The 24,118-nt window shown below is 62.4% G+C and carries 27 protein-coding genes; 7 read left to right on the top strand and 20 right to left on the bottom strand.

The window, feature by feature from the left end; genetic code table 11:
- Nucleotides 1-49: 49 nt before the first annotated feature.
- From CXK91_RS12395 to CXK91_RS12340, 12 genes are all read right to left on the bottom strand, one after another.
- On the bottom strand, nt 50-1,474 hold the full coding sequence (locus tag CXK91_RS12395) for a cbb3-type cytochrome c oxidase subunit I (protein ID WP_103456356.1): 1,425 nt from the start codon (nt 1,472-1,474) through the stop codon (nt 50-52).
- A gap of 44 nt (nt 1,475-1,518) precedes the next feature.
- Nucleotides 1,519-1,959: a c-type cytochrome gene (locus CXK91_RS12390; protein WP_103456354.1), complete on the bottom strand. Its 441-nt coding sequence runs from the start codon at nt 1,957-1,959 to the stop codon at nt 1,519-1,521.
- A 272-nt stretch (nt 1,960-2,231) separates the two neighbouring features.
- Entirely contained in the window at nt 2,232-2,738 is a 507-nt protein-coding gene (locus CXK91_RS12385) for an Lrp/AsnC family transcriptional regulator (RefSeq protein ID WP_103456352.1), read from the bottom strand.
- Nucleotides 2,713-3,156 carry an Lrp/AsnC family transcriptional regulator gene (locus CXK91_RS12380; protein ID WP_103456350.1) on the bottom strand — a complete coding sequence of 148 codons (444 nt, stop codon included), beginning with the start codon at nt 3,154-3,156 and terminating at the stop codon, nt 2,713-2,715. The genes CXK91_RS12385 and CXK91_RS12380 overlap by 26 nt, the downstream gene beginning before the upstream one ends.
- A complete protein-coding gene (locus CXK91_RS12375) occupies nt 3,149-3,661 on the bottom strand; it encodes an Lrp/AsnC family transcriptional regulator (RefSeq protein WP_103456349.1) in 513 nt (170 codons plus the stop codon). The genes CXK91_RS12380 and CXK91_RS12375 overlap by 8 nt, the downstream gene beginning before the upstream one ends.
- Nucleotides 3,658-4,116, bottom strand: coding sequence for an Lrp/AsnC family transcriptional regulator (locus CXK91_RS12370; protein ID WP_103456348.1), 459 nt, complete (start codon nt 4,114-4,116; stop codon nt 3,658-3,660). Before CXK91_RS12370 ends, CXK91_RS12375 begins: the two co-directional genes overlap by 4 nt.
- A 1-nt stretch (nt 4,117) precedes the next feature.
- On the bottom strand, nt 4,118-5,293 hold the full coding sequence (locus CXK91_RS12365; protein ID WP_103456347.1) for a cytochrome D1 domain-containing protein: 1,176 nt from the start codon (nt 5,291-5,293) through the stop codon (nt 4,118-4,120).
- Nucleotides 5,290-5,631 carry a c-type cytochrome gene (locus tag CXK91_RS12360; RefSeq protein ID WP_103456346.1) on the bottom strand — a complete coding sequence of 114 codons (342 nt, stop codon included), beginning with the start codon at nt 5,629-5,631 and terminating at the stop codon, nt 5,290-5,292. The genes CXK91_RS12365 and CXK91_RS12360 overlap by 4 nt, the downstream gene beginning before the upstream one ends.
- An 18-nt stretch (nt 5,632-5,649) precedes the next feature.
- Complete coding sequence (locus CXK91_RS12355) at nt 5,650-5,964, bottom strand: c-type cytochrome (protein ID WP_003279940.1); 315 nt, start codon at nt 5,962-5,964, stop codon at nt 5,650-5,652.
- Nucleotides 5,965-6,274: 310 nt separating this feature from the next.
- The gene (locus tag CXK91_RS12350) at nt 6,275-7,150 is read right to left on the bottom strand and encodes an ethylbenzene dehydrogenase-related protein (protein WP_103456345.1); all 876 of its coding nucleotides are present in this window, start codon (nt 7,148-7,150) and stop codon (nt 6,275-6,277) included.
- Nucleotides 7,151-7,199: 49 nt separating this feature from the next.
- Nucleotides 7,200-7,805 carry a cytochrome c3 family protein gene (locus tag CXK91_RS12345; protein WP_103456344.1) on the bottom strand — a complete coding sequence of 202 codons (606 nt, stop codon included), beginning with the start codon at nt 7,803-7,805 and terminating at the stop codon, nt 7,200-7,202.
- A 70-nt stretch (nt 7,806-7,875) separates the two neighbouring features.
- Nucleotides 7,876-9,558, bottom strand: a complete 1,683-nt coding sequence (locus CXK91_RS12340; RefSeq protein ID WP_103456343.1) for a nitrite reductase — start codon at nt 9,556-9,558, stop codon at nt 7,876-7,878.
- Between the two features lie 332 nt (nt 9,559-9,890).
- Between CXK91_RS12340 and CXK91_RS12335 the strand changes: the two genes are divergently transcribed.
- From CXK91_RS12335 to CXK91_RS12305, 7 genes are all read left to right on the top strand, one after another.
- Nucleotides 9,891-10,703 (top strand): CbbQ/NirQ/NorQ/GpvN family protein, encoded by an 813-nt coding sequence (locus CXK91_RS12335; protein ID WP_103456342.1) that lies wholly within the window; start codon nt 9,891-9,893, stop codon nt 10,701-10,703.
- Nucleotides 10,687-11,274 carry a cytochrome c oxidase subunit 3 family protein gene (locus CXK91_RS12330; RefSeq protein WP_103456341.1) on the top strand — a complete coding sequence of 196 codons (588 nt, stop codon included), beginning with the start codon at nt 10,687-10,689 and terminating at the stop codon, nt 11,272-11,274. The genes CXK91_RS12335 and CXK91_RS12330 overlap by 17 nt, the downstream gene beginning before the upstream one ends.
- A gap of 10 nt (nt 11,275-11,284) precedes the next feature.
- Nucleotides 11,285-11,533: a cytochrome C oxidase subunit IV family protein gene (locus tag CXK91_RS12325; protein ID WP_003279949.1), complete on the top strand. Its 249-nt coding sequence runs from the start codon at nt 11,285-11,287 to the stop codon at nt 11,531-11,533.
- Between the two features lie 168 nt (nt 11,534-11,701).
- A complete protein-coding gene (gene nirJ, locus CXK91_RS12320; protein ID WP_103456340.1) occupies nt 11,702-12,883 on the top strand; it encodes a heme d1 biosynthesis radical SAM protein NirJ in 1,182 nt (393 codons plus the stop codon).
- Between the two features lie 67 nt (nt 12,884-12,950).
- Nucleotides 12,951-13,787 carry a uroporphyrinogen-III C-methyltransferase gene (gene cobA / locus CXK91_RS12315; RefSeq protein WP_103456339.1) on the top strand — a complete coding sequence of 279 codons (837 nt, stop codon included), beginning with the start codon at nt 12,951-12,953 and terminating at the stop codon, nt 13,785-13,787.
- Nucleotides 13,778-15,301 carry a nitrite reductase gene (locus tag CXK91_RS12310; protein ID WP_103456338.1) on the top strand — a complete coding sequence of 508 codons (1,524 nt, stop codon included), beginning with the start codon at nt 13,778-13,780 and terminating at the stop codon, nt 15,299-15,301. The genes cobA and CXK91_RS12310 overlap by 10 nt, the downstream gene beginning before the upstream one ends.
- A gap of 104 nt (nt 15,302-15,405) precedes the next feature.
- A complete protein-coding gene (locus CXK91_RS12305) occupies nt 15,406-16,266 on the top strand; it encodes a LysR family transcriptional regulator (RefSeq protein WP_103456337.1) in 861 nt (286 codons plus the stop codon).
- Nucleotides 16,267-16,275: 9 nt separating this feature from the next.
- Here CXK91_RS12305 and CXK91_RS12300 read toward each other — a convergent pair whose 3' ends face one another.
- The 8 genes from CXK91_RS12300 to CXK91_RS12265 form a co-directional block, all read right to left on the bottom strand.
- Nucleotides 16,276-17,412 carry an HPP family protein gene (locus tag CXK91_RS12300; RefSeq protein ID WP_103456493.1) on the bottom strand — a complete coding sequence of 379 codons (1,137 nt, stop codon included), beginning with the start codon at nt 17,410-17,412 and terminating at the stop codon, nt 16,276-16,278.
- A gap of 377 nt (nt 17,413-17,789) precedes the next feature.
- Nucleotides 17,790-18,533 carry an SDR family NAD(P)-dependent oxidoreductase gene (locus CXK91_RS12295; protein ID WP_103456491.1) on the bottom strand — a complete coding sequence of 248 codons (744 nt, stop codon included), beginning with the start codon at nt 18,531-18,533 and terminating at the stop codon, nt 17,790-17,792.
- A gap of 120 nt (nt 18,534-18,653) precedes the next feature.
- Entirely contained in the window at nt 18,654-19,844 is a 1,191-nt protein-coding gene (locus CXK91_RS12290; RefSeq protein WP_103456336.1) for an NnrS family protein, read from the bottom strand.
- A 320-nt stretch (nt 19,845-20,164) separates the two neighbouring features.
- Complete coding sequence (gene tatA, locus CXK91_RS12285; protein ID WP_103456335.1) at nt 20,165-20,347, bottom strand: twin-arginine translocase TatA/TatE family subunit; 183 nt, start codon at nt 20,345-20,347, stop codon at nt 20,165-20,167.
- 46 nt (nt 20,348-20,393) lie between these two features.
- Nucleotides 20,394-20,966, bottom strand: coding sequence for a nitrous oxide reductase accessory protein NosL (locus tag CXK91_RS12280; protein ID WP_103456334.1), 573 nt, complete (start codon nt 20,964-20,966; stop codon nt 20,394-20,396).
- 29 nt (nt 20,967-20,995) lie between these two features.
- Complete coding sequence (locus CXK91_RS12275) at nt 20,996-21,826, bottom strand: ABC transporter permease (RefSeq protein ID WP_103456333.1); 831 nt, start codon at nt 21,824-21,826, stop codon at nt 20,996-20,998.
- Entirely contained in the window at nt 21,823-22,749 is a 927-nt protein-coding gene (locus tag CXK91_RS12270; protein WP_103456332.1) for an ABC transporter ATP-binding protein, read from the bottom strand. The genes CXK91_RS12275 and CXK91_RS12270 overlap by 4 nt, the downstream gene beginning before the upstream one ends.
- Complete coding sequence (locus tag CXK91_RS12265) at nt 22,746-24,056, bottom strand: nitrous oxide reductase family maturation protein NosD (protein WP_103456489.1); 1,311 nt, start codon at nt 24,054-24,056, stop codon at nt 22,746-22,748. Before CXK91_RS12265 ends, CXK91_RS12270 begins: the two co-directional genes overlap by 4 nt.
- Between the last annotated feature and the right edge of the window lie 62 nt (nt 24,057-24,118).

Below are 24,118 nucleotides of genomic sequence, written 5' to 3'. Positions count from 1 at the left end.
AACGGCCCGCTGTTACCAGCCGGGCCGTTGATCCTCATTGCAATTTATCTCAGGCCGCAGCAGGGGCTGCTGCTACAACCGGTACCCGACCGCGCTGGCGGAAGCTGTACAGGTAGCAGACCAGGCCGATCAGGAAGAACACCCCGGCGATCAAGCGCAGCCAGAAGAAAATGGCCAGTTGGTCAGCGGTGTTCATGAACGACATGGCGGCACCATCGGCAGGAATCCGTTGCAGCCAGATCTGCACGACACCAGCAGCGGTGAGGAACAGGGTGATGGCGATCATCGATACCGTCATCAGCCAGAAGCCCCAGATTTCAATACGCTGTGCACGAGCATCAGGCGCTTCACCCAGACCACGCAGACGCGGCATGGCGTAGCTGATCATGGTCATCACGATCATTGCATAGGCGCCGTAGAAGGCCAGGTGGCCGTGGGCGGCGGTCAGCTGCGAGCCATGGGTGTAGTAGTTCACCGGGGCAAGGGTGTGCATGAAACCCCACACGCCAGCACCGAGGAACGCAGTCACGGTAGTACCGATGGCCCACAGCGCGGCGGCCTTGTTCGGATGGTCGCGGCGGCGACGGTTCACCATGTTCAGCGCGAACAGCACCATGGCGAAGAACGGTAGCGGCTCAAGGGCGGAGAAGATCGATCCCACCCACAACCACACAGTCGGCGCACCGATCCAGAAGAAGTGGTGACCGGTACCGATGATGCCGGTGATCAGGGCCATGGCGATGATCACGTACAGCCACTTCTCGACTACTTCGCGGTCCACGCCGGTGATCTTGATCAGGACGAAGGCCAGCATCGCACCCATGATCAGTTCCCAAACACCTTCTACCCACAGGTGCACGACGAACCACCAGTAGAACTTGTCGCGCGAAAGGTTTTCCGGGTTATAGAAAGCGAACAGGAAGAACACTGCGAGGCCGATCAGACCGGTCATCATCACCGTGCTGACCACGGTCTTGCGACCCTTGAGCATGGTCATGCCGATGTTGTAGAGGAAGCCCAGGGCGACCACCACGATACCGATCTTGGTGATCGTAGGCTGTTCCAAGAACTCTCGTCCCATGGTCGGTAACAGGTCGTTTCTGGTCATTTCTGCCAGAGCCGCGTAGGGCACGAACAGATAACCGAGAATGGTCAGCACACCGGCGGCGGCGAACACCCAGAACAGAATGATGGCCAGTTTCGGACTATGTAGCTCACAGTCCGATTCTTCGGGAATGAGGTAGTAAGCCGCCCCCATGAAGCCAAACAACAGCCAGACGATCAGCAGGTTGGTGTGAACCATCCGCGCCACGTTGAACGGCAGCAGTGGGAACAGGAAATCGCCCACCACGTACTGCAATGCCATGATCAGACCGAACAACACCTGACCGACGAACAGGATGAGCGCAAACACGAAGTAGGGTTTGGCAACGGCCTGCGATTGGAATTTGAGATGCGGATTGAAACTGCTCATCTCGTGGCCCCCTCTATGGATTCGGAAACAAAGACGTCCATCACTCAACCCTCCTTGTTCGGCGGCCAGTCATTGGTGTCGATCTTCGAAGTCCACTTGAGGAACTCCGCCATATCGTCAACTTGCTGCTCGCTGAGATTGAATTGCGGCATCGCACGGCGGCCGGGCGCTCCGAGTGGCTGAGCCTTCATCCAGGCATGCAGGAAGGGCTTGAAGGTCTCCTCGCCGCCACGGCGGACAAACACGTTGCCTAGTTCCGGCGCGAAGTAGGCGCCCTCGCCGAGCAGGCTGTGGCAGCCAATGCAGTTGTTGTTTTCCCAAACTTCCTTGCCGCGTACTACCGCTTCGGTCAATTCCGATTCGTTGGTGCGCTCGGGGAAAGTCTGCTCTGTGTGGTAAGTAAGGCCCAGGAACACCAGGAAGAAGAACACGCTTCCTCCGAAGTAAATATTCCTGGCCATACCTTTGGTGAAGGTCTCGGACATGGTCGCCTCCTCATGGCTTGGCGTGGCCAGTTTAAGAAGGGGGCTATCGAAACCTGCTTGATGGCAATCAAGAAAAACCCGAACGTTACAGTAGGGCATTCCTTGGAATTCAGGAGGTTGCTGCGAAGCCATACGTGGCGGGGGCTGCAGCTTTACGGCGGCATCAGGGACACTGCTTTTGAGGCTATCTGCCACGCAATCGCGAGGGTCGTATCAGTGCCGGGCTGCGCTCAGCAGATGCTGAACGCACGCCACGGCATCGTGCGTGATGGTCAGGCGCGGCGTTGCCCGGCCAGACGCAGACCGGTCTTTTTCAGGATACGGCTGGACACCAGCATATCGTTCGCCCGACAGGCATTGCCAAGCAGCGCGCGAATCTGATTGCGATAAGCCTCGATGTCACTGGCGTCACGCCCGTGCACCATGGCAAACAGGTTATACGGCCAGCCCTCCTGGCGTGGTCGGCGATAGCAGTGGCTGACGAAGGGCTGCGCACCGATCAGCGCACCCAGCCGGGCGATTTCAGCGTCGTCGACGTCCCACACGGTCATGCCGTTGTGTCGATAGCCGAGACGGTAGTGGTTGGGGATCGCCGCGACCCGGCGGATGGCACCGTCGGCCTGTAGCCGCTGCAGCAGGGCCAGCGCGTCGTCGACGTCGATTCCAAGCCCTTCGGCAAGCCATGCCCAGGGATCGGCCACCAGAGGCAGGCCTGCCTCGGTCAGCTCGATCAGGCGGCGGGTCAGGCCTTCGTCAAACGGGGAAGTGCAAACCGACATGATAGGTTTCCTCCTTCGGCAAATTCAGCACTGCCAGGCCGGTATCGGCCTCGATGCGTGCGATGCTCTCGGCGATGCCCTGGGGGGTCTCGCAACCAAGCACGAACCACATGTTCCACTGGTGTTCACGACGATAGTTGTGCGCCACCTCGGGCATCGCCTCCAGCTGCGCGGCAACGGCATCGAAGCGCGCCTCGGGCACCGACAACGCCGCCAGGGTGAAGGCGCCGCCGAGACGATCAATGTCGAACATCGGGCCGAAGCGGGTCAGTGTGCCGTCGTCCAGCAGGGCCTGAACCCGCAGGCGCAAGACCTCGGCGGTGCTGCCCAATTCTTCAGCCAAAGCCTCCCAGGGATGGCGCACTAGCGGCAGACCGTGCTGCAGGCGATTGATCAGTTGCCGATCTAGCTCATCCATTGACGACTTCCCTTAGCGGCGGCGCGAAGCGGCCACCGCACTGTTTGAAGGCCCGCGTGCTGAACAGCAGCTGGTGCGGCACATCGCTGAGGCCGTTATCGGCCAGCAGCTGCTCGATCAACAGGCAGACCTGCTCACGCTCGCGACCATGAACCATACAGAACAAGTTGTACGGCCACTGCGGCAAACGCCGCGGACGCTGATAGCAGAGGTTGACTCCGGCCGCCTGGCCAAGCCGCCGGCCAATTTCGTCCACCTGCGCATCAGGGATGTCCATCACCAGCATGGCGTTGGCGCGAAAACCCAGAGCGCGATGCTTTAGCACCAGCCCCACACGACGGAACAGCCCCTCCTCCTGCCAGCGCTGGATCTGCAGGAGCACCTGCTCCTCGACGCTCCCTATCTGCTCGGCCAGGCGTTGATAAGGGCGCGCGGCCAGTGGCAGCCCGGTCTCGAGCAGACGACGCAACTGCATCGCCTGCAGTTCGTTCAGGCAACTGGTCATGACGGATCTCCCAACGGAAAGCCCAGGTCGATGCGGAATGCGTGCAGCATCGGCAAATCGAGGGGCACCAGCCCGGTGTCGGCTTCGATCTCGGCAAGCAGAGCGTCGATATGCGCTCGATCCGGTCCTGTCAGCACGAACCAGAGGTTGTAACGGTGCTCGCGCAAGTAGTTGTGGTTCACTTCGGGGAATGCATTGATGCGCGCCGCAACCTGCTCCAGACGCTCCTCGGGAACGGCCAACGCGACCAGCGTGCTGGCGCCAGCGCGGCTGTGTTCGAACACCGGGCCGATGCGCGACAGGCCACCGCCCTCCTGCAGTTGCTCGAGACAGGCCAACACCTCGCCTTCACTGCAGCCGAGTTCGTCGGCCATGGCGCGGTAGGGTTCGGCGCACAGCGGCATGCCGTGCTGGTAGCGGTCGATCAGGCGGCGGCTGAGTGCATCAATGTGCATGTCACAACCCCGTCTCGTAGGCGCGGCTGCTGAAGAAAATACCGCTCGGACTGTGCGCTGGCAGTCGCTTGAGCAGCTTCAGGGTGTAAGGGTCCCAGACCTGAATTTCCTCGCCATCACGCACCGACAGCCAGAGCTGGTCGCCGCGGGCGGTGAATTCCATGTGCAGCACGGCAGGGCCGGGTTCGAGGTCGGCGATGATTTCATGGGTCTCGCTGTCTATGACCTGCACCCGGTGATTATCAGGATGGGCGAAGTTGACCCAGATCTGCCGCGCGTCCGGCCGCGCCATGACGAAGATCGGCTGCCCGGCGACGTCGATGGCCGCGGTCTGTTGCCAGGTCTGCGAATCCATCACCAGCACGCGGTGCTGGCCGACCGCAGGTACAAAGGTCTGGTTACCGGCCACGGTCCAGCCTTCCAGGTGGGGCATCTTGTAGACCGGCAGTTTCTGCTCGCCCCGACCGTAGCCGTCAAGAATGCGCTCGACGCCACGCTCGGGGTGCCAGAGGTCGATCTTGGCCATGCCGTCCTCGCCGAACAGCCCGGCGATGTAGTAGCGACCCTCCGGCGTCAGCAGCGCGTCGTAGGGCTGCCGACCGATGCCCTCGAAACGGGTGATCAGCGGCTCGTTGCCCTGGCTGAAATCCAGCAGCCAGGTTTCGTCGGTATCGAACAGGCTGTAGATGAAGCGCCGGCCGGGTACGTCGATCACGCCGACCACGCGAGCATTGCGGCTGCCATCGGCCAGCGGCGTGGCGGGAATGTCGGCCACCAGCTCCAGCGTCTTGGCGTCAAAGACCTTGACCCCGCCGGGCTCATAGTTGCCGACGGCGATCAGAGTGCCGTCCTGGCTGATCGCCCCGCCGATGCTGTTGCCGCCCTGGATCACGCGGCGATCGATGCGCTGGCGCAGCAAGTCGACCTTGGTCAGCCCGCCATCGCGGCCGAACACATAGGCGTAACGCTGATCACGGGAGAACACCACCGAGGCATGGGAGAGATCACCCAGGCCTTCGATACGGGCAATCCGGCTCTGGTTGCTACTCTCGATGATCTGCAGGCTGCCGGTGGCACGCTCCACCACTACACCGAGGTCGCCGGTACCGCGCAAAGGCTGTTGCGCGCAGGCAGTGAGCAGACCGACCGCAGCCAACAGCAGAAAAGGACGAATCATGGCTTGGGATATCCTTCGAGAAGACGGTCAACCAGATAGGCGATGTCCTGCTCGTCGAGCAGGGCATTCCAGCCGGGCATGGCAGTGCCAGGACGGCCGTGGGTAACGGTGGCGATCAGACTGTCACGGGGTTTGCCGGCAAGCGCCTCGCGAGTCAACGCGGGGCCAAGGCCGCCGGTCATGCGCAGACCATGGCAGGAGCCACAGTCTTGAAGAAGCAGGTGGTCGAGCTTTGCCTGACGATCAGCAGCGGGCGCTGCAGCCAGGGCAAGGGGAAACAGGAGAAAGGACGCCAGGGCCAGCCCCAGACGTGAAACGGCGTGTCGGGCAACTGTCATGGCGTCCTCCGGAGCAGCTTACTTGAGGCTAAGAACCCACTCGGCGAGGATCTTGGCTTCTTCTTCGGTGACTGGGTTTGGCGGCATCGGGATCGGACCCCAAACGCCCTGGCTGCCGTTTTTGATGTGCAGGGCCAGGGTGTCGGCAGCGCCTTCGACGCCGGCATTCTTGGCAGCAACTTCTTTCAGGGCCGGGCCAACCATCTTGGTGTCGACGCTGTGGCAGGCCGCGCAAGGCTTGCTCTTGAACAGCGCTTCACCGTCTTGCGCCAGCGCCGGCTGCATGGCCAGCGCGCCGCCGAGGGCGAGCATCGGGATTAGAATTTTTTTCATCAGATCTTCCTCAAGGCTAAAGGGTGAACGTTACCGCCCACCCAAAGGGTGCTCAGTAAAACGCACTGAGCAAGTGCACGGTAAATTTACCGCTTGTGCTAGGCAACCTTTTGTCCTTGGTCATTGTTTATGGGTGCCGAGGCTTAGAGCGGCTGCGTCGCGATCGGTGCGGGCAGGCTCAGAATGAATGAGCCGATGCGCCGCTTCCTTGACTGCAATCAAATGATCTTGCAGCGGAGCACCAGCCATTTTCAGTCATATGCCCCACGCACAAGGCCGGCATTGCGCCGGCCCGTTGCTTGCCACCAAATTATTGCTTGGCGGCGGTAATGTCGCCCTGAGCATCGATGCCCAGCGAGTAGCCAAGGGAGACGTGGTGGTAACGTCCGGTGGCACTGTCGTCGTGGATGGCGAAACCGAAGTTGTAGAGGTTTCCCGGCGCGAGGGTCACGTCACCTTCGCCACCGGCGAATTTGCGCGTGAATACCACTGTCCAGGTATCACCGTCGAGCTGGCCCTGAGCGTCGACCAGCGCCTGACCACCTTCCATCACCCGCTCGGTCGCGACGTGGCCGTCGAAGGCCTTGTTCTCACCGCTGCGCCACTGGTTCAGGTCGTAGTAGACGCCGTTGGCCAGTGAGCCGTCCTTGACGTACTTGGTCTTGGTGTCCGCAGCGCCTGGCATGGTGCGCGCATCGCCGTGGCAGCTGCCCCAGCAACCGCCCGCCTCGGCCAGCTCGACCTTGGAGCCGCCTTCGAGCATGTAGGCAATCTTGACCGGGTTGTCGGCATCCATCGGAGCCGCGCCGGAGGCAGCCGGCTGCTTCCAGGTGAAGCGCAGATAGAGGTTTTCCCCATCGTTGGCGGCCTGCACCTTGGCATTGATGAAGGGTGCCTTGCCATCGATCGGACTGGGCTCAAGCTTCTTGCCGCTGGCCATCTTGGTGCCCATGTCACCGACTTCCTCGGAGTGGCAGCCGGCACAGGTTTCGCCTTTTTTCAGGGCACGTGCTCCACCGTGCTCGGTGCCCTTGGTGATCCATTCCACCGGCGATACGCCTGGGTAGAACAGCGTGACGTCGGTCGCTGCCACCGAACTCCAGTCGGCAGGCGCGGCGGCCATAGCACTATGTGCACCGAGGGCGATCACCGCCCCCACCGCACTGGCCATCAGAGTCTTTTTCATAGTCGGTTCCTCATCATCGATGGTTGGCTGGCCCGCCAGGACCGCTTGATCAATCTTCGTCTTCTTCTGTCATGCCTTCGGGCAGGTGGTGCGCGATGCCCTTGTGGCAAGCGATGCAAGTCAGGTTGTCTTCACGCGCCATCTCATGCTGCTTGCGGGCGCGCTGCTTCTGCATGTCGGAGCTCATGCTTTCCAGGCTGTGGCAGTTACGGCACTCACGTGAGTCGGATGCGCGCATCCGCGCCCATTCGCGGCGAGCCAACGTCAGGCGCTTGGCTTCGAATTTCTCCGCCGTATCGATGGTGCCCACGATCTTGCCCCATAGCTCCTTGGAGGCTTCCACCTTGCGTATCATCTTGTGCGTCCAGTCCCTTGGCACATGGCAGTCCGGGCAGGTAGCACGCACGCCGGTACGGTTGGCGTAGTGGATGGTTTCCTTGTATTCGGGGTAAACGTTGTCGCCCATCTCGTGACAGGAGATGCAGAAGGTTTCAGTGTTGGTCGCCTCAAGCGCGGTATTGAAGCCGCCCCAGAAGACGATCCCGGCAACAATGCCCACTATCAAAATGCCGCCGAGCGAATAGCGCGTGCTCGGCCGCCGAAGTAGCGCAAGGATGCCGCCCTTTTGTTGCTTGTTGCCGTCTTTATCTGTCATGGAATCAGTTCCCTTGCCAGACCCACCACGCCAGGCGCGGTGGGTGTTAACAGGCAATCCTCGGGCGGAGTTAGTAGACGTCGTACATGGTGTTGAAGACGTTGAACTTGCCGGTCGGCGTGACGATTGCCGGGTCGGTGATCACCTTCTTCAACTTCAGCGTCTTGTCGTCGTAGATCACGATCGCGGATTGGTCAGTCTTGCCGCCCCACAGGGAGATCCATACTTCGTTACCCGCCTCGTTGTACTCGGGATGGGTAGCGCGACGGATCGCCTTGCTTTCCGGCAGCCCGGAGTCCTTGGCGACGTCGAGACGCTTGGGTTCCTTGCTCAGATCGGCCAGGTCGTAGACGTAGACGGACTCGGCGACTTCCCGCTCAGGGTTCATCGGCGCGTCGGCCCAGAGGTTCTTCGACTTCGGATGGGTCTTGACGAACAGGTTGCCGGCGCCCGGCATCTTCAGCTCCTGCACCACTTTCCAGTTGTGCTCCTTGTACTTGGCGTACTTCGGATCGTCGGAAGCGGTGGAGATCAGCGACACCACGTCGTCACCCAGGTGACCGGTAGTCCATACCGGGCCGAACTGCGGGTGGATGAAGTTGGCGCCGCGGCCCGGGTGCGGGATTTTCGCGGTGTCGACCAGCGCGGCGAGCTTGCCGGTCTTGGTGTCAACTGCAGCAACCTTGTTGGAGGCGTTGGCAGCGACCATGAAGTAGCGCTTGGAGTAGTCCCAGCCGCCGTCATGAAGGAACTTGGCCGACTCGATCGTGGTGGTCTTGAGGTTCTTCAGGTCGGTGTAGTCAACCAGGATGATCTGCCCGGTTTCCTTCACGTTGACCACCCACTCCGGCTTGATGTGCGAGGCGACGATGGACGCCACGCGCGGCTCGGGATGGTACTCGCCGTCGACGGTCTGACCGCGGGTGGAAACGACCTTGATCGGCTCCAGCGTCTCGCCGTCCATGATCGAGTACTGCGGCGGCCAGTAGGTGCCACCGATCAGGTACTTGTCCTCGTAGCCCTTGAACTTGGAGGTGTCCACGGAACGGGCATCGGAACCCAGACGCACGGTGGCGACGGTGGTCGGCTCTTCGTACCACATGTCGATGATGGTGGTCAGGCCATCACGGCCAACGGTATAGACGTAGCGGCCGGAAGCCGACAGGCGCGAGATGTGTACCGCGTAGCCGGTGTCGAGCACCTTCCAGATGGTATGGGTATCACCGTCTACCAGCGCCAGCTTGCCTGCGTCACGCAGGGTAATGGCGAAGACATTCTTCAGGTTGACCTTGTTCAGCTGCTTCTTCGGACGCTGGTCAACCGGAACGATGAGCTTCCAGCTGTCCTTCATGTCCTGCAAGGAGAACTCTGGCGGCACATCCGGGGTGTTCTGGATGTAGCGCGCCATCATGTTGATTTCTTCTTTGGTCAGGATGTCGTCGTAGTTGACCATCCCGCCTTCGGTGCCATAGGCAATGATGTTTTCCAGGCGCTTGGTGCCCAGATTGAGGGTACCGCCCTCAGTCTTCTTGCCATCCGCTTCGGTTTTGCTCCAATGCGGCTCTAGATTCTTGCCCGTGGCTCCTTTTCGCAGAACGCCGTGGCAACCGGCACAGCGCTCGAAATAGATCTGCTTGGACGCTTCCTTCTCTTCGGCGGTCATCTCTGGGGCTGCAGCCTGGGCGACGGCCAGACCAAGCAACGAAAGGCCGGCGATCAGGCCAGCCAGGATAGGTTTACCAACATTGCTCATCCTTCTCTCCTATGGGAGCGCCAATGGCGACTCCTGCTAGTTACGGCGGTGTGGCAGTTCCCGGGGACTTCTTCTTTTTGCGACTTGGATGCTATGAGACCGGCAATCCGAAAGCGCTTGACGGCAATCAAGAGAGCCCCCGGCACCCCCCGAACGTGACGCCTTGTCGCGGGCGCAACACGCCGAAACGTCTGGAATTGGCTTCGATTGGCAGGCATCCGGTACAGGACTTGATCGCAATCAAGCTTTGCCGGCGGATGGCTTGAGGGGGCAAAGCGGGGCCGGTAGCTTGGCGATGGAAATAACCAACTGCTGCCGTGAGGTACTTGCCTGTGAATGCGATTGAAATCCCGACTGCCGCCGGCACGCCTGACGCGCCCTTCTATCAGCCGCTGGGCAATGAAGAGCAGCTATTTCAGCAAGCCTGGCAGCACGGCATGCCCGTGCTGATCAAGGGCCCGACCGGCTGCGGCAAGACCCGTTTCGTACAGCACATGGCGCATCGCCTGAATCTGCCGCTGTACACCGTGGCCTGCCATGACGACCTGTCTGCGGCCGACTTGGTCGGCCGACACCTGATCGGCGCACAGGGCACCTGGTGGCAGGACGGCCCGCTGACCCGCGCGGTGCGCGAGGGCGGCATCTGCTATCTGGACGAGGTAGTGGAAGCACGGCAGGACACCGCCGTGGTACTGCACCCGCTGGCCGATGATCGCCGCGAACTGTTCATCGAGCGCACCGGCGAGGCGCTCAAGGCGCCGCCGGGCTTCATGCTGGTGGTGTCCTACAACCCCGGTTACCAGAACCTGCTCAAGGGCATGAAGCCGAGCACCCGCCAGCGTTTCGTGGCGATGCGCTTCGATTATCCGCCGGCGGCCGAGGAGCAACGCATAGTGGTCAACGAGGCGCAGGTGGACGACGAGCTCGCCGCCCAGGTGGTCAAACTCGGCCAGGCGCTGCGCCGGCTGGAGCAGCACGATCTGGAAGAAGTCGCCTCGACCCGCCTGCTGATCTTCACCGCACGCATGATCCGCTCCGGCATGACGCCACGTCAGGCCTGCCTGGCTTGCCTGGCCGAGCCGCTGTCGGATGATCCGCAGACTGTCGCCGCGCTGATGGATGTGGTCGATGTCCACTTCGGCTGATACAAACGCTCGTCCGACCCGGCATCTGCCGGGCGACCTGGCGATGTGGTTCTTCATTCTCGCCGAGCTGACCGTTTTCGCCATTCTGATCCTGGCGTTCGCGGTCGCGCAGATGCTCTATCCAGAGCAGTTCAGCGAAAGCCGGGCGGCACTGGACAGCTCCATGGGGCTGGCGCTGACGCTTAGCCTGCTGACTTCCGGCCTGTTTGCGGCACTGGCCGTGGAGCAGGTTCGGCAGGCGCGACAGGGACGCGCGGCATTGCTGCTGCTCGCCGCACTGGCATCGTCCTGCGTCTACGTGGTGCTCAAGCTCAACGAGTACAGCCATCTGGCTGGGCTCGGCCTGGGAATGGAACACAACACCTTCTTCACCCTGTACTGGATTCTCACCGGCTTTCATTTCCTGCACGTGCTGTTGGGCATGGTGATTCTCGCTTGGCTGGCCGAACGCTGCCGTCGCGGCGCCTACCGGCCGGACGACTACAGCGGGCTGGAGTCCGGGGTGCTCTACTGGCACATGGTGGATCTGGTCTGGGTGCTGCTGTTCCCGCTGGTTTATGTCCTGAATTGACGAGGTCGCCATGTCTGCTTCCAAGATCCTGGTGGGCTGCTGGCTCGGCCTGGCCGTGCTGTCGGTTTCCACAGTTTTGCTGGGCAATGCCGGTGCAACGCTGGCATTGGCCGCAGGCGTTCTGCTTGCCGCATTCGGCAAGGCCTGGCTGATCACCGACGGTTTCATGGAACTGCGCCACGCCCCGCCCGCGTGGCGCTTGCTGTTGCTCGGCTGGCCGTTGCTGATGGCGATCGGCGTGCTGCTGACGCTGCTCTGACCGACGGTACCCCGTCGATAGAAGCTGACGGATCGGTCAGCCACCCCCGCGACTTTTATTGTTTCCGATCAAGGCCAGCCCTACCCCGCTCAGTGATCCTGCTGTTCAAGGAACGGGCGCCCAACACGGTGCGCCCGGTGAGATACGCTGCCGAAGCGGAGCCGCCCCATGTTGAGAATCAGCCATTACCTGCGCGCCCTGGCCCGCCCCACCACACCGGTGCTCGGTGCCCGCAGCGCCAGCGGCAAGCGCCCACCCGTGGTGATCTGGAACCTGCTACGGCGCTGCAACCTGACTTGCAAGCACTGCTACGCCACATCCGCCGACAGCGAGTTTCGCGACGAGCTGGATACCACCGAAGCGCTCAAGGTCATCGACGACCTGTACGAGGCCGGTGTACGTGTTCTGATCCTCTCAGGTGGCGAGCCACTGCTGCGAGCCGACATTTTCCAGCTCGCCGACTACGCCCGTGAAAAAGGCTTCTTCGTCGCACTGTCCACCAACGGCACGCTGATCGACGAGAGCAACATCGAGCGCGTCGCCGCGGCACAGTTCGATTACGTGGGCATCAGCATCGATGGGCTGGAAGCGGTGCACGACGAATGGCGCCAGCTCAAGGGCAGCTTTGCAGCGTCCATGCATGCCATCGACCTGTGCCGCCAGCGCGACATTCGCGTCGGTCTGCGCACCACGCTGACGCAGAACAACTACCCACAGCTGCCGGCCCTGCTGGCACTGATGCGCGAACACGATGTGCAGAAGTTCTACCTCTCGCACCTCAACTACAGCGGTCGCGGCAAACGCAGCAGCAAGGCCGACGCCCATCACCAGATGACCCGTGATGCCATGCGCCAGCTGTTCGATCAGGCCTGGGATGACGTACAGCACGGGCGCGATACCGACTTCGTCAGTGGCAACAATGACGCCGATGCGGTTCTCCTGCTGCAGTGGGTCGAGGAGCGCCTGCCCGAATATCGTGACCGTTTGGAAGAAATGCTGCGCGCCTGGGGCGGCAACGCATCGGGCAACGGCATCGCCAACATCGACAACATTGGCGACGTTCACCCCGACACCTATTGGTGGCAACACACCGTCGGCAATGTGCGCCGGCAGCGTTTCAGCGATATCTGGCTGAACGAGCCGGTACCGCTGCTGCAGGAGCTGCGCCAGCATCCGCGGGCGGTCGGCGGCCGCTGTGCCGAGTGCCGCTGGCTGGCGATCTGCAACGGCAACACCCGCACCCGCGCCTGGGCGCAGGGCGATCTGTGGGCCGAAGACCCAGGCTGTTACCTCTCCGACGAGGAAATCGGCCGATCTACAGCCCAGTGCATACCCAGCATCGCCATTTGATCAAAAAGCGGCCATCAAGCGCCGCAGCAAGCACTCCGTAAGCCCGATGAGAATTCAGGAGCACCGCATGGACCAGCCACTCACATTTCCCGCCTCGCTGAGCGCGACGTTCGCCCCGGGCGAAGTCGCTTTGGTCGGCGCCGGCCCGGGCGACCCCGGCCTGCTGACCCTGCGCGCCTGGAGCCTGCTGCAACAGGCCGATGCGGTGGTCTACGACCGCCTGGTCAGCGACGGGCTGATGGCGCTGCTGCCGGCCAGTTGCACCCGCCATTACGTAGGCAAAACCAGCGGCTATCACAGCCTGCCGCAGCCGGAAATCAATCAGCTGCTGGCCGATCTGGCTCAACAGAACCTGCGCGTGGTGCGCCTGAAGGGGGGCGATCCATTCATTTTCGGCCGCGGCGCTGAAGAGCTGGAGTTCCTGCTGCAGCGCGGCATCGATTGCCAGGTGGTCCCGGGCATCACAGCTGCCGCCGGCTGCAGCGCCTACGCCGGCATCCCGCTGACGCACCGCGACCTGGCCCACTCCTGCCAGTTCATTACCGGCCACCTACAGACCAACGGCGAGCTGCACCTGCCATGGGACGCCCTGGCGCAGGGCGGACAGACCCTGGTGTTCTACATGGGTCTGGCCAGCCTCAGCGAGATTTCACGCAACCTGATTTCCGCCGGGCTGCCGGTGGATACCCCCGCTGCGCTGATCGGCAACGGCACCCGTGAGAATCAGCAAGTAGTGCGCTGCACCCTGCGTCAGCTGCCGAGTATGGCCGACGAGCAACACCTCACCCCGCCTACCCTGACCGTCATCGGCCGGGTAGTCAGCCTGTTCGCGGACCGCCAGGTCGAGCACCCGGCGCGCCTGCATGGTGATCCAGCCCCGAAAGCGGAGGCCTTATGCAACTGATACCCGCCCTGCTGCTGGCAGCTGCACTGCCAGCGGCCACCCTCGTCGCCCTCGACCTGGCCATACCGCGGGCCGCCGCGGCCACTCAACCAGCCGACAGTCAGGCACTCTACGAGCAGCACTGCCAGAGCTGTCACGGCGTCAACCGCCTCGGCGGCGCCGGCCCTGCGCTGTTGCCGGAAAGCCTCAGCCGCATCAAGCCGGCAGAAGCACATTCGGTAATTCGCGACGGCCGTCCAGCAAGCCAGATGGCCGCCTATTCCCACGTACTGAACGACGCGCAGATCACCGGCCTGGTGGACTATCTCTATCAGCCCGCTGCCGTACCGCCGACCTGGAGCGACGCCGACATCCGCGCCAGTCACCGCATCCTCAAGGACGTCGCTACGCTGCCGACTACGCCGCAGCACGGTGCCGACCCGCGCAACCTGTTCGTCGTGGTGGAAGCCGGCAATCACCATGTGCGGGTGCTGGACGGCGATCGCTTCGAGGAACTGGCCAACTTCCAGTCGCACTTCGCCCTGCACGGCGGGCCGAAGTTCTCGCCGGACGGCCGCTTCGTCTACTTCGCCTCCCGCGACGGCTGGATCAGCGTCTACGACCTGCACAACCTAAGCATGATCGCCGAGGTCCGTGCCGGCCTGAACACCCGCAACCTGGCCGTAAGCAACGATGGCCGCTGGGTTCTGGTAGGCAACTACCTGCCGGGCAATCTGGTGCTTCTCGATGCCCGCGACCTGTCGCTGATCAAGCACATCCCGACGGTGGGCCAGGACGGCACGCCGTCAAGGGTCAGCGCCGTGTATACCGCGCCGCCACGCGACAGCTTCGTGGTCGCGCTGAAGGACGTACAGGAGGCCTGGGAGCTTTCCTATGCCGGCGAGCCGACTTTCGAACCGCGGCGGATCAAGGCCGCCGACTATCTCGACGACTTCTCCTTCACCCCTGACTATCGCTACCTGCTGGCCACCTCGCGCAAGGCCCACGGCGGCCAGGTGATCGACCTGGACACCGGCAAGGCCGTAACCGACATCCCGCTGCCGGGCATGCCGCACCTGGGCTCAGGCATCTACTGGAAGCGCGACGGCAAGTGGGTATTCGCCACGCCCAACGTCAGCAAGGGGCTGATCTCGGTGCTGGACTTGGAAACCTGGAAGCTGATCAAAGAGATACCCACCGAAGGTCCGGGCTTCTTCATGCGCAGCCAGGCCAACTCGCCCTATGCCTGGACCGACGTGTTCTTCGGGCCGAACAACGACGCCGTGCACCTGATCGACAAGCAGACCCTGGAGGTCGCCCACACCCTGCGCCCGATGCCGGGCAAGAATGCCGCTCACGTCGAGTTCACCAATGACGGCCGCTACGCCCTGCTCAGCGTCTGGGACACCGAGGGCGCCCTGATCATCTATGACGCCAAGACCCTGGAGGAGGTCAAGCGCATCCCGATGAACAAGCCCTCCGGCAAATACAATGTCGGCAACAAGATCGATTTTGCCGAAGGCACATCGCACTAACGCGTCATTCGGGTCGCCTATCGCGCAACACAGGCGACCTAACCGCGCAACAACTGCTTACACTCGTCGTTCCTATCAAATTTCTTGCACTTGAAAGGCCGACCATGGACATCGATCTCGCCCGCACCTTTCTCGAGATCATTCGCAGCGGCAGCTTCATCGCCACCGCCGAACGCCTGCATATCACCCAGACAGCCGTCACCGCGCGCATCCATAACCTGGAAAGCCAGCTGAGCTGCCGACTGTTCGTGCGCAACCGTGCAGGTGCTCGCCTGACGGCCGATGGCGAACGCTTTGCCTCCTATGCGCGGCAGCTGGTGCAGACTTGGGAAGCTGCACGGCGCGATCTCCCGCTGCCACGCGGCTACGGCGAGCTGCTCACGCTCGGCGCCGAGGTGAGCCTGTGCAATCCGCTGATGCTGGCCTGGGTGCAACGGCTGCGTCAGGCGCTGCCCGGTCACGCCCTGCGCAGTGAGGTGGCCAGCGATAGCGAGCTGCAGCACAAGCTCGAATTGGGCGCGCTGGATGCGGCCTTGGTCCATCAGCCGGAGTACCGCCCTGGCCTGCAGGTAGAACAGTTGCTGGAAGAAAAGCTGATTCAGGTAGCACACGTACGGGAACCGTCGCCCTACCTCTATATCGACTGGGGACCGACGTTTCGCCGGCAACACGATCAGGCTCTGCCCGAGCATACCCGTGCGGCGCTCACCTTCAGTCTCGGGCCGTTGGCTCTGCAATATCTGCTGCAGTGTGGCGGACGCGGGTATTTCCGTACCCGGGTGGTGCAGCGCTATCTGGACGAAGGCTTGCTCAAACGGGTCGAGAACGCACCGGAATTCAGCTACCCCGTATATCTGGTGCATGCCCGTGCCAGCGAGTCACCGGCGCTGCTCAAGGCGGTGGAGCTCCTGCGCGACGTCGCCCGAGATGAGTACGACTGGTCGCGCTGGTATTACCCGCTCTGAGCCTTCGCTTCAGTCCGGCAAGTGCCGCAGCCAATTGCGGTACAGCGCCGCGATCAGATCGGTCTGAGTGATCATGCCAACCAGGCGCCGCTGCGCATCCACTACCGGCAGACAATGCAGGCCACGGTCGGAGAGCAGATAGACCAACTCGACCATATGCGTGTCAGCCGTCACCGAGACCACCGGCGAACTCATGATGGCGCGCAGCTTCGTGCCGCGCAGAAACTTCAGCTGGCCGAAATTCAGCCGCCCGGGCCGCGGATGAAAATGCTTGAGCAGATCGACCAGCGTGACAATGCCGAGCAGCTCGCGGCTATCGCTCACCACCGGCAGCGAGCGCAAGCGATTACGCTGCAGGGTGCTCCAGGCCTGTTCGATGAACGTGTCCGGTGTGTGCGAGTAGACATCCCGGGACATGATGTCCGCCGCGGTGACTTCGCCCATGCTGCGTCGCAGCGCGTGCTTCTCGGTCTGTTTGATCAGCCGCTCGAGGTCATCGCGGGTGACGTCGACATACTCACCGAACTCGCGTAGCGCACGGTCCACGTCGTCGTGGCTGAAGCTCATGCGCTCACCTGGCTGCGGGTCGTTGGTGTGATGCAGGCTTTCGCGCGGCAGGCGTGGTTTGGGATACGGATGCCGCGTGAGATTGTTGTAGAGCAGCGCCACGGCCAACAGCAGCAACGAATTGAACGCCACTGGATAAAGCAGTGCGTAGCCCAACTGATGTATTTCCGGACTGCCGACTACCGCGACCAGCGCCAGCGCAGCCCCCGGCGGATGCAGGCAGCGCAGGCTGAACAGGCAGACCAGCACCAGACACACGCACAGAGCCGCCGCGGCCATCGACGGCAAACTGGTCAGCCCCAGGCTGACACCGATCACGGTGGCCAGCAGATTGCCGCCGACCACCGACCAGGGCTGAGCGAAAGGGCTCGATGAGGCGGCGAACAACAACACCGCCGATGCACCGGCCGGCGCCACCAGCTGCAGCGTCAGCGGCACGCCGAACAGCCAGAAGCCGCTGAACACGGTTAGCAACATGACGATGGCGATGCCGCCGGCAGCGCGCAGCCATTCTTTCGGCGGAGCATTGAAGGGAGCGGGAACGAAGGAGCGGAACCAGTCGATGAGGTTGTCGTGCATGTGTCCTGCTTGGATCGGTACAACGAAGGCGCGCTTGAAGCGCCGCCACGGCAAAGCCTCCATACGCTCAATGCGCGCGACGCTGCTGCACAACGGGCGCGGTAGCGATGGCGATGAACGTGAGCGCTGCGACGCAATGCCACAGCGTGGGGCGCGGCCGGCATTGTCGGCTCGCAGATGATCAATCTCTAACGAATACTTTTGAGCAAATACATCAATAAAAATGCACTCAAATCATGCATAGGCAGGCACGGCGTTAATTGACGTGCCGTGAAAGACAGCAACAAGGCGCCGAGAAGCGCCTTTGCCAAGAGACTCGGGCGCCGTGAGGACGCCCGCGAACAGCAGAACAGCAGAACAGCAGAACAGAGAAAATTTCAGCTTACGGTGTAACCGTTATCCACCACCCAATCCTGGCCGAACACGCCGCGCGCGCCCTGCGATAGCTGGAACAGGATGACGTTGGCGACCGCGGCGGACTCCAGAAAATGCCCTGGCAACAAGCGCTTGGTAACGCCATCGGCGACTGCTTCGAGCTGGTCGTCGTTCAGCCCCAGCGATCCCCAGATGGCAGTGGCGGTCGGGCCGGGCGAGACCATGTTGATACGCACATCCAGCGGCGCGAACTCAACCGCCAGCGTACGCGCCTGCGCTGCCAGCGCTGCCTTGCTGGCGATATATGCAGCCAGCCCCGGAAAGGTCGAACGGATCAGAAAAGTGCCGACGAAGACCACCGAGGCGGGCTTGGCCATTTCGTTACGTAGGGCGGCGAAGGTATTCAACGCGCCCGCCCCGTTGACCGCCCACTGCCGGTCGAACGCCGCCATGTCCAGCCCATCGGCCAGTTCGGCGATACCGGCATTGGGCACCAGATAATGCACCGGCCCAAGCTGCGCGGCGCGACGGGTCAGCTGGGCCAGGTCTTCAGCCGAGGTGACATCACCACTGAACCACTGCAGCTGTTCGGCATGGGTTTCCAGCAACGGTTCGAGGCCGCCGATGCTGCGCGACATCGCCAGCACACGTGAGCCTCGCTGCAACAGAGCCGCACACAATGCCAGGCCGATCCCGGAACTGGCTCCGGTGACAACAGCCAGGCGATCCTGAAACTCGCTTTTCATCATCATCTCCGAGCTCGACGCACGCCGAGTCACAGGCTGCCTTGGTGAGGCAGCGGTTTTGAGGCTAGGTAATTGATCGGGCAGGTACAGCACAACCTGCCCCGGTTTGACGATTCTTGCTCAGCCCGGATGGCCGTCCACACGGGCTGCGACCAGCATCGGCGCATAGCGCCAGACATACAGTGCGAAGGCCAGGGTCCAACAGAGCGCAGCCAGCCAAAGACCACCTACCGGCCAGGCGACGGAGAGGAACACCCGCGCAGCCGTGCCCAGATTGAACAGCACGAAGGCACCGATGATGCCTGCCGGTAGCTGCAGCGGACGGCCGGTATGGCCCAGTGTGACGCGCGCGATCATCGCCAGGATCAGGCCACTCATCGAACCCACGCTAAGCGCATGCAGTGAAGGACTGGATTGAGTCAGCAGACCGAAGTGCCAGAGCGCCAGGCCGAACGCAGCAACTACCAGCCAGAGCATCGCGACATGTAGCGACCAGAGCAGCCCGACCTTCCAGATGCCTTTGTCATACCAGCGCATCAGGCGCAGCAGATGACCGATACCGATCGCAACGAACAGTAAGCCCAGCACCGGCTGCGGCCGCATGGCGACACCAAAGGCGTGCAACAGGGCGATCACCCCGGTACCTACCAACAACGCGACGTCCAGCCAGACCCAGGGCTTGACCGCGTCAACCTTGCCCAACCCGCGCTGGGTAAAGAACGGGATCACCCGACCGCCGATCAACGCCATCAACGCGGCGACCAGCCACAGCCCGGCCAGCACGCCCTGCCGTTGCAGCGCATCGTTGCCCTGCAACAGACCGGTCAGGATGAGCACGTCGGCACCGAGCATCAGGGAAAGCACCACGACAATCGGGTAGTTGCGCTTCTGCCGTACGGCCCAGAGCATCCGCGCCATCATCCATACCAGCGCCACCAGGAACAACAGATCCAACGGCGCCAACCACGCCGCCGGCAGGCCGAACAGCCAGCCCAGGCGCGCCGCCAACCAGACCGCCGCCAGACCTACCAGGCGATTGCCGGACGGGGCCGTCTGGCCAGTCCATGTCTGCACCGCGGTGAGCAGAAAGCCGGCGACGATCGCCATGGCGAAACCGAACAGCATCTCGTGCCGGTGCCATGCCAGCCAGCCACCGGTCGGCTGAAAGCCCGGCCATAGACCGGTCCATGCCGCTACCCAGAGAGGAATGGCCAGCAGCGCATACAGGCTGCCGGCGAGAAAAAACGGGCGAAATGCGAGCCGCCAGATGGGCGCGATACTCAGGGCTTTTCGCCGATCGATAACTTGCACGGAAGGGCCTCCAGACTTTCTATATCCGGCGGCGCCAACGAGGCGCACCGGACGAATGATCGCTCCCATATGCAGGAGCCAGGATTACTTTCTACAGGGTAGGTGCCAACAACAGACTTGATTGCGATCAGATTTTCGCTGAGGCGGCGGGAAAGTGACGGTTGGCGTGCAGAAGCCGCTCAAAGACGCACCATTGCAGTGCGACACGGCAGATTTGTAGGGGGGCCGCCCCTGAGCGGTCGGGTTGCCGGCAGTACGTCCCCGCCGGATCTGGACAGGGGCGCGCAGTCTTGTAGAGCTGGGAAGCAGCCCCTTTGCGGTTACTTCAGCTCCTGCTTGACGGTTTCGGCCTGAGCCGTGGTTTCGCCGTCGCTCACCGACTTGCGGAAACCATTGATCGCGCTGCCCAGGTCGGAGCCCAGGCCGCGCAGGCGCTTGGTGCCGAACAGCATGACGACGATTAGGAGAATGATCAGGAGTTGCCAGACGCTGATACCCATCATTGTGCTTACCTCGATTTCTTGTGTGTGCTGTTCAGACCACTGCTGCTCAGTGGCCTGTGTGTGCGTTAGGTGCATCGTTTGGCGCATGGTCGTGCATGCCGCCGTGCTGCATGCTTGCAGCCTCCTGCAGCAGCGCCTGATCGATTTCCTCGAAGCGCAGCACACGACCGCCGTGCATGCCGGCAAGCGCCTTGGCGTCCTGCTCCTCGGCAAAGCTTGCCAGCGACGCGCCCATGGCGCCTTTGAGTGACGTACCGACCACATAGTAGGCGCTGGTTGCGTCGATCAGATGACCGTCATCCGGCTTTTCCCAGACGCTGCGCCCCATGTCGTGGACGTAGAGTTTGGCATTGAGCAGGCGATTTTCCGGCTGCAGCCACCAGCCAAGCATCTCTGCGGTGGAGCAGAATTTCTTCACTCCACGCTTTTCGACCGCCTGGCCCTTGGGGCCGGGGAAGTCAGTGATGATCATGCCGCACACGTGACACTCGTCAGAGTCGTGAAAAGCCACCGGCTCGAGCGACTGCTTCACCTCTTCCTTCTCCCCGCAGCCGGTCAGGCCAAAGGCGAGCAACACGGCCAGGAACGTTCCGGCGCCAACACGATGCAGTGCGTTCATAGAAGGATTTCCTTTTCGGTACATAAAAGTCAGGCCAGGCGCCGGCGGAAGATGGCATACGCCAGTAGCAGCGACACCCCGATCCAGGCCAGCAGGCACAGCCAGAGCACTGCAGCGGGCACCGGCAGATCAGCGCCAAGCGAAAGCACGCCCATGGCGCTCCCACTGCCTTCGAATCCGGACAGATTGATCAGCCGGTAGATATCGGTGGGGTTGAGCAGCAGCAACCAGGGCAGCAGTTCAGGATTGAACTTGCCTTCACTGAGCACCAGCAGCGCCAGCAGTACCAAGTCAAAGACCAGTACGAAGAGGAACCACACGCCGAGCGCCAACCCGGCCGCACTGGACTTTTCGTTGACCTTGCCACTGAGCACGTAGGCGAAGGCGAGAAACACCCAGCCAAGCAATGTCGAGGAAATCATGAAGCGGCCGAACGCCCAGAGCAGCAGGCCCAGCTCAACGCCCTCGACCAGCAGCGCGATGGCCAGCGCGGCACAACCGAAGCCGATCAGCACAGCCAGGGCGAGAATCAGCCCATGGCCGACGAACTTGCCCAGCAGGATTTGCCCGCGCCCCAGCGGATAGGTCAGCAGCAGCATCAGCGTGCCGCCTTCGTCTTCGCCGACGATGGCGTCGTAGGCCAATAGCAGCGCGATCAGCGGCATCAGAAAGGTGGCAAGGCTGGCCAGGCTGGCGATGGTCGCCGGAATGGAAGTGAAGCCCAGCTGGCCGGACGCCGCGGCGCCGAGCCAGGCGATACCCACCGCGAGCACGGCGAACAGCAGGCTGATGGCGAGCAGCCAGCGATTGCGCAGGCCGTCGCTGAATTCCTTGCGAGCGATGTTCCAGACCTGGTTCATGCGCGACCCTCCTGAGAGCGCACGTCGCCGGCGCGTTCCATGTAATAGCGATACAGGTCTTCCAGCGACGGCTGGTGGATTTCGATGTCCTCCGGCTCGCCCTCGCCCAGCAGCTGGCGCAGCAACACCAGCTTGTGGCCGTTGACGGCGACCACCTCAATGCTCGATTCGCTCAGTCCACGAGCGCTGTGCCCGGCATCCGTCCAGCGCTGCAACCAGCTGTCCCGCTCGCTGATGCCGCTGGCCCGGATGCGCACTGGCAGGCCGGCCTCGGCACGCAGCTGCGACAGACTGCCGACCGCCTGCAGGCAGCCCTTGGCGAGGATTGCCGCACGGTTGATGTGCGCCTCGACGCCCGGCAGCACGTGGGAGCAGAGAATGATGCTGGTGCCGCGCTGACGCAGGCGATCGATCAACAGGTAGAGGTCCTGGGTGGCAATCGGATCGAGACCCACAGTCGGCTCATCGAGCAGCAGCAGTCGTGGTTCGCCGAGCAGTGCCTGGGCCAGACCGAGGCGCTGGCGCATGCCCTTGGAATAGGTCTTCACCCGGCGGTCGGCGGCATGGGCCAGGCCGACCTGCTCCAGCAACTCATCCACCTGGGTCAACGCCGCGCCCTTCAGGCGAGCGAAGTGGCGCAGGGTTTCGCGGCCGCTCAGTTGCGGATAGAAGGTCACGTTCTCCGGTAGATAGCCGAGCTGACGGCGCACCTGGGGATCGTTCGGCGCGCGGCCGAGCACCTTGACCTGGCCTTCGCTCGGTGAGAGTAGGCCGAGAATCAGCTTCATACTGGTGGTCTTGCCCGCGCCGTTATGGCCGAACAACCCCAGCACCTCACCTTCACCGAGGTTCAGATTCAAATCGTGCAGCACGGTCATGCTGCCGTAACGCTGGCTTACGCCTTGGATCTCGACGGCGTTCATGACGTTGGTTCCTGATTTTCGATTAGGAGTTTTTCAGTGGGCAGCTTCATCAATGGATGGCTGTCCTGCACACCCGGCGACTTGATCACCGGGAATGCCCGCTGCACCCAGCGCAGCACCTCGATGCTCGGGCTGTTCATCAGCAGGCGCACCTGTGGATACAGCCAGAGCAGTCGATCGACGTTGTCGTTGGGTTCGTAGGCGATATCGCCCAAGCCGTCGTTATTGCGGTCCCAGCCCAGGTAGTCGCTCCAGTAGTTGCCGCGACCATCCACCGACCACTCCTGGGTGCGGCTGGCAACGTACTTGACCTGCTGCTGGTTGCCGACGAATGCGTTGCCGGAAATACGGTTGTCTTCGGAGCCGGCGGTCAGGTGGATGCCCAGCGAGCTCTTTTCGAAATGGTTGTTTTCGATGGTATTGAACAGCGAGTTGTAGATGAACAGCGCCTTGCCCTCGCCGCCGCTGATCATGCTGTCACCGCCCGTGTCGCCACGCTGTACGTCGCTGACGAAGTTGCCGGTGATGGTCGAGTAGGTGATGTAGTTCATCAGGATGCCGTAGTTCTGATCCTGCTCGGAACGGTTGCCGATCACCGTCAGCTTGCGGCTTTGCATCAGCGCATAACCGGTGCGGGTCCGGCGGGTGATGTTGTCGATGAGGCTATTTTCGTTGGCGAACATGTAGTGCACGCCGTAACGGACATCCTCGATCACGTTGCCCTCGAGATGGTTGCCGTTGGACGTGTCGATATAGATGCCGTCGCGCGCATTGCGGACGTGATTGTGCAGAACGCGTGCGCCACTGACGGCAAACAGGTGGATGCCGTTGCCACGGTCCTGCGAACGAACGCTGGCGTCGCCGTCTATTTCGTTGCCGATCACCTGCACGTCTCTGGTGCCATCGACGAACACACCGAACCCTGGGCCGCGCATACGGTTATTGCTGATCTGCGCACGTTCCGCAGCGGGCAGGATGAACACTGCCGAATCCATGACGGTGAGGTTGGAGCCCCAATCGCGCAGCGTGCAACCTTCGACGAGGACGTCGGGTGCGCTGATAAGCAGGCTGCTGCCCTGCCCTTGCGACTGAATGATGGCACCCGGCTCGCAGCGCAGCTGCATCGGCTGCTCGATGGTGAATTGGCCCTGGTATTCCCCGGCAGGCAAGCGCCAGCGGTTCTCACCGTCGGGCTGCAGCGGCAGGGTCGTGATCGGTTGCGGTGCCGCCTGGGCCGCACCACTGAATAAAAGCAGCAGCGAAACTGCCGCTGAATACCGCAAGAAAGTAGCCTGAGCTTTGAACACTGCGTTTTGACCTTCTTCAGCTTCCAGGCGGGTAAACACTGCGCGAACAACCTCGGCAGGAC

This window comes from Stutzerimonas stutzeri (genome assembly GCF_002909485.1).
GTDB lineage: Bacteria > Pseudomonadota > Gammaproteobacteria > Pseudomonadales > Pseudomonadaceae > Stutzerimonas > Stutzerimonas stutzeri_AH.
The sequence above is the reverse complement of the archived record's forward strand: the minus strand, read 5'-3'. Positions and strand labels throughout refer to the sequence as shown.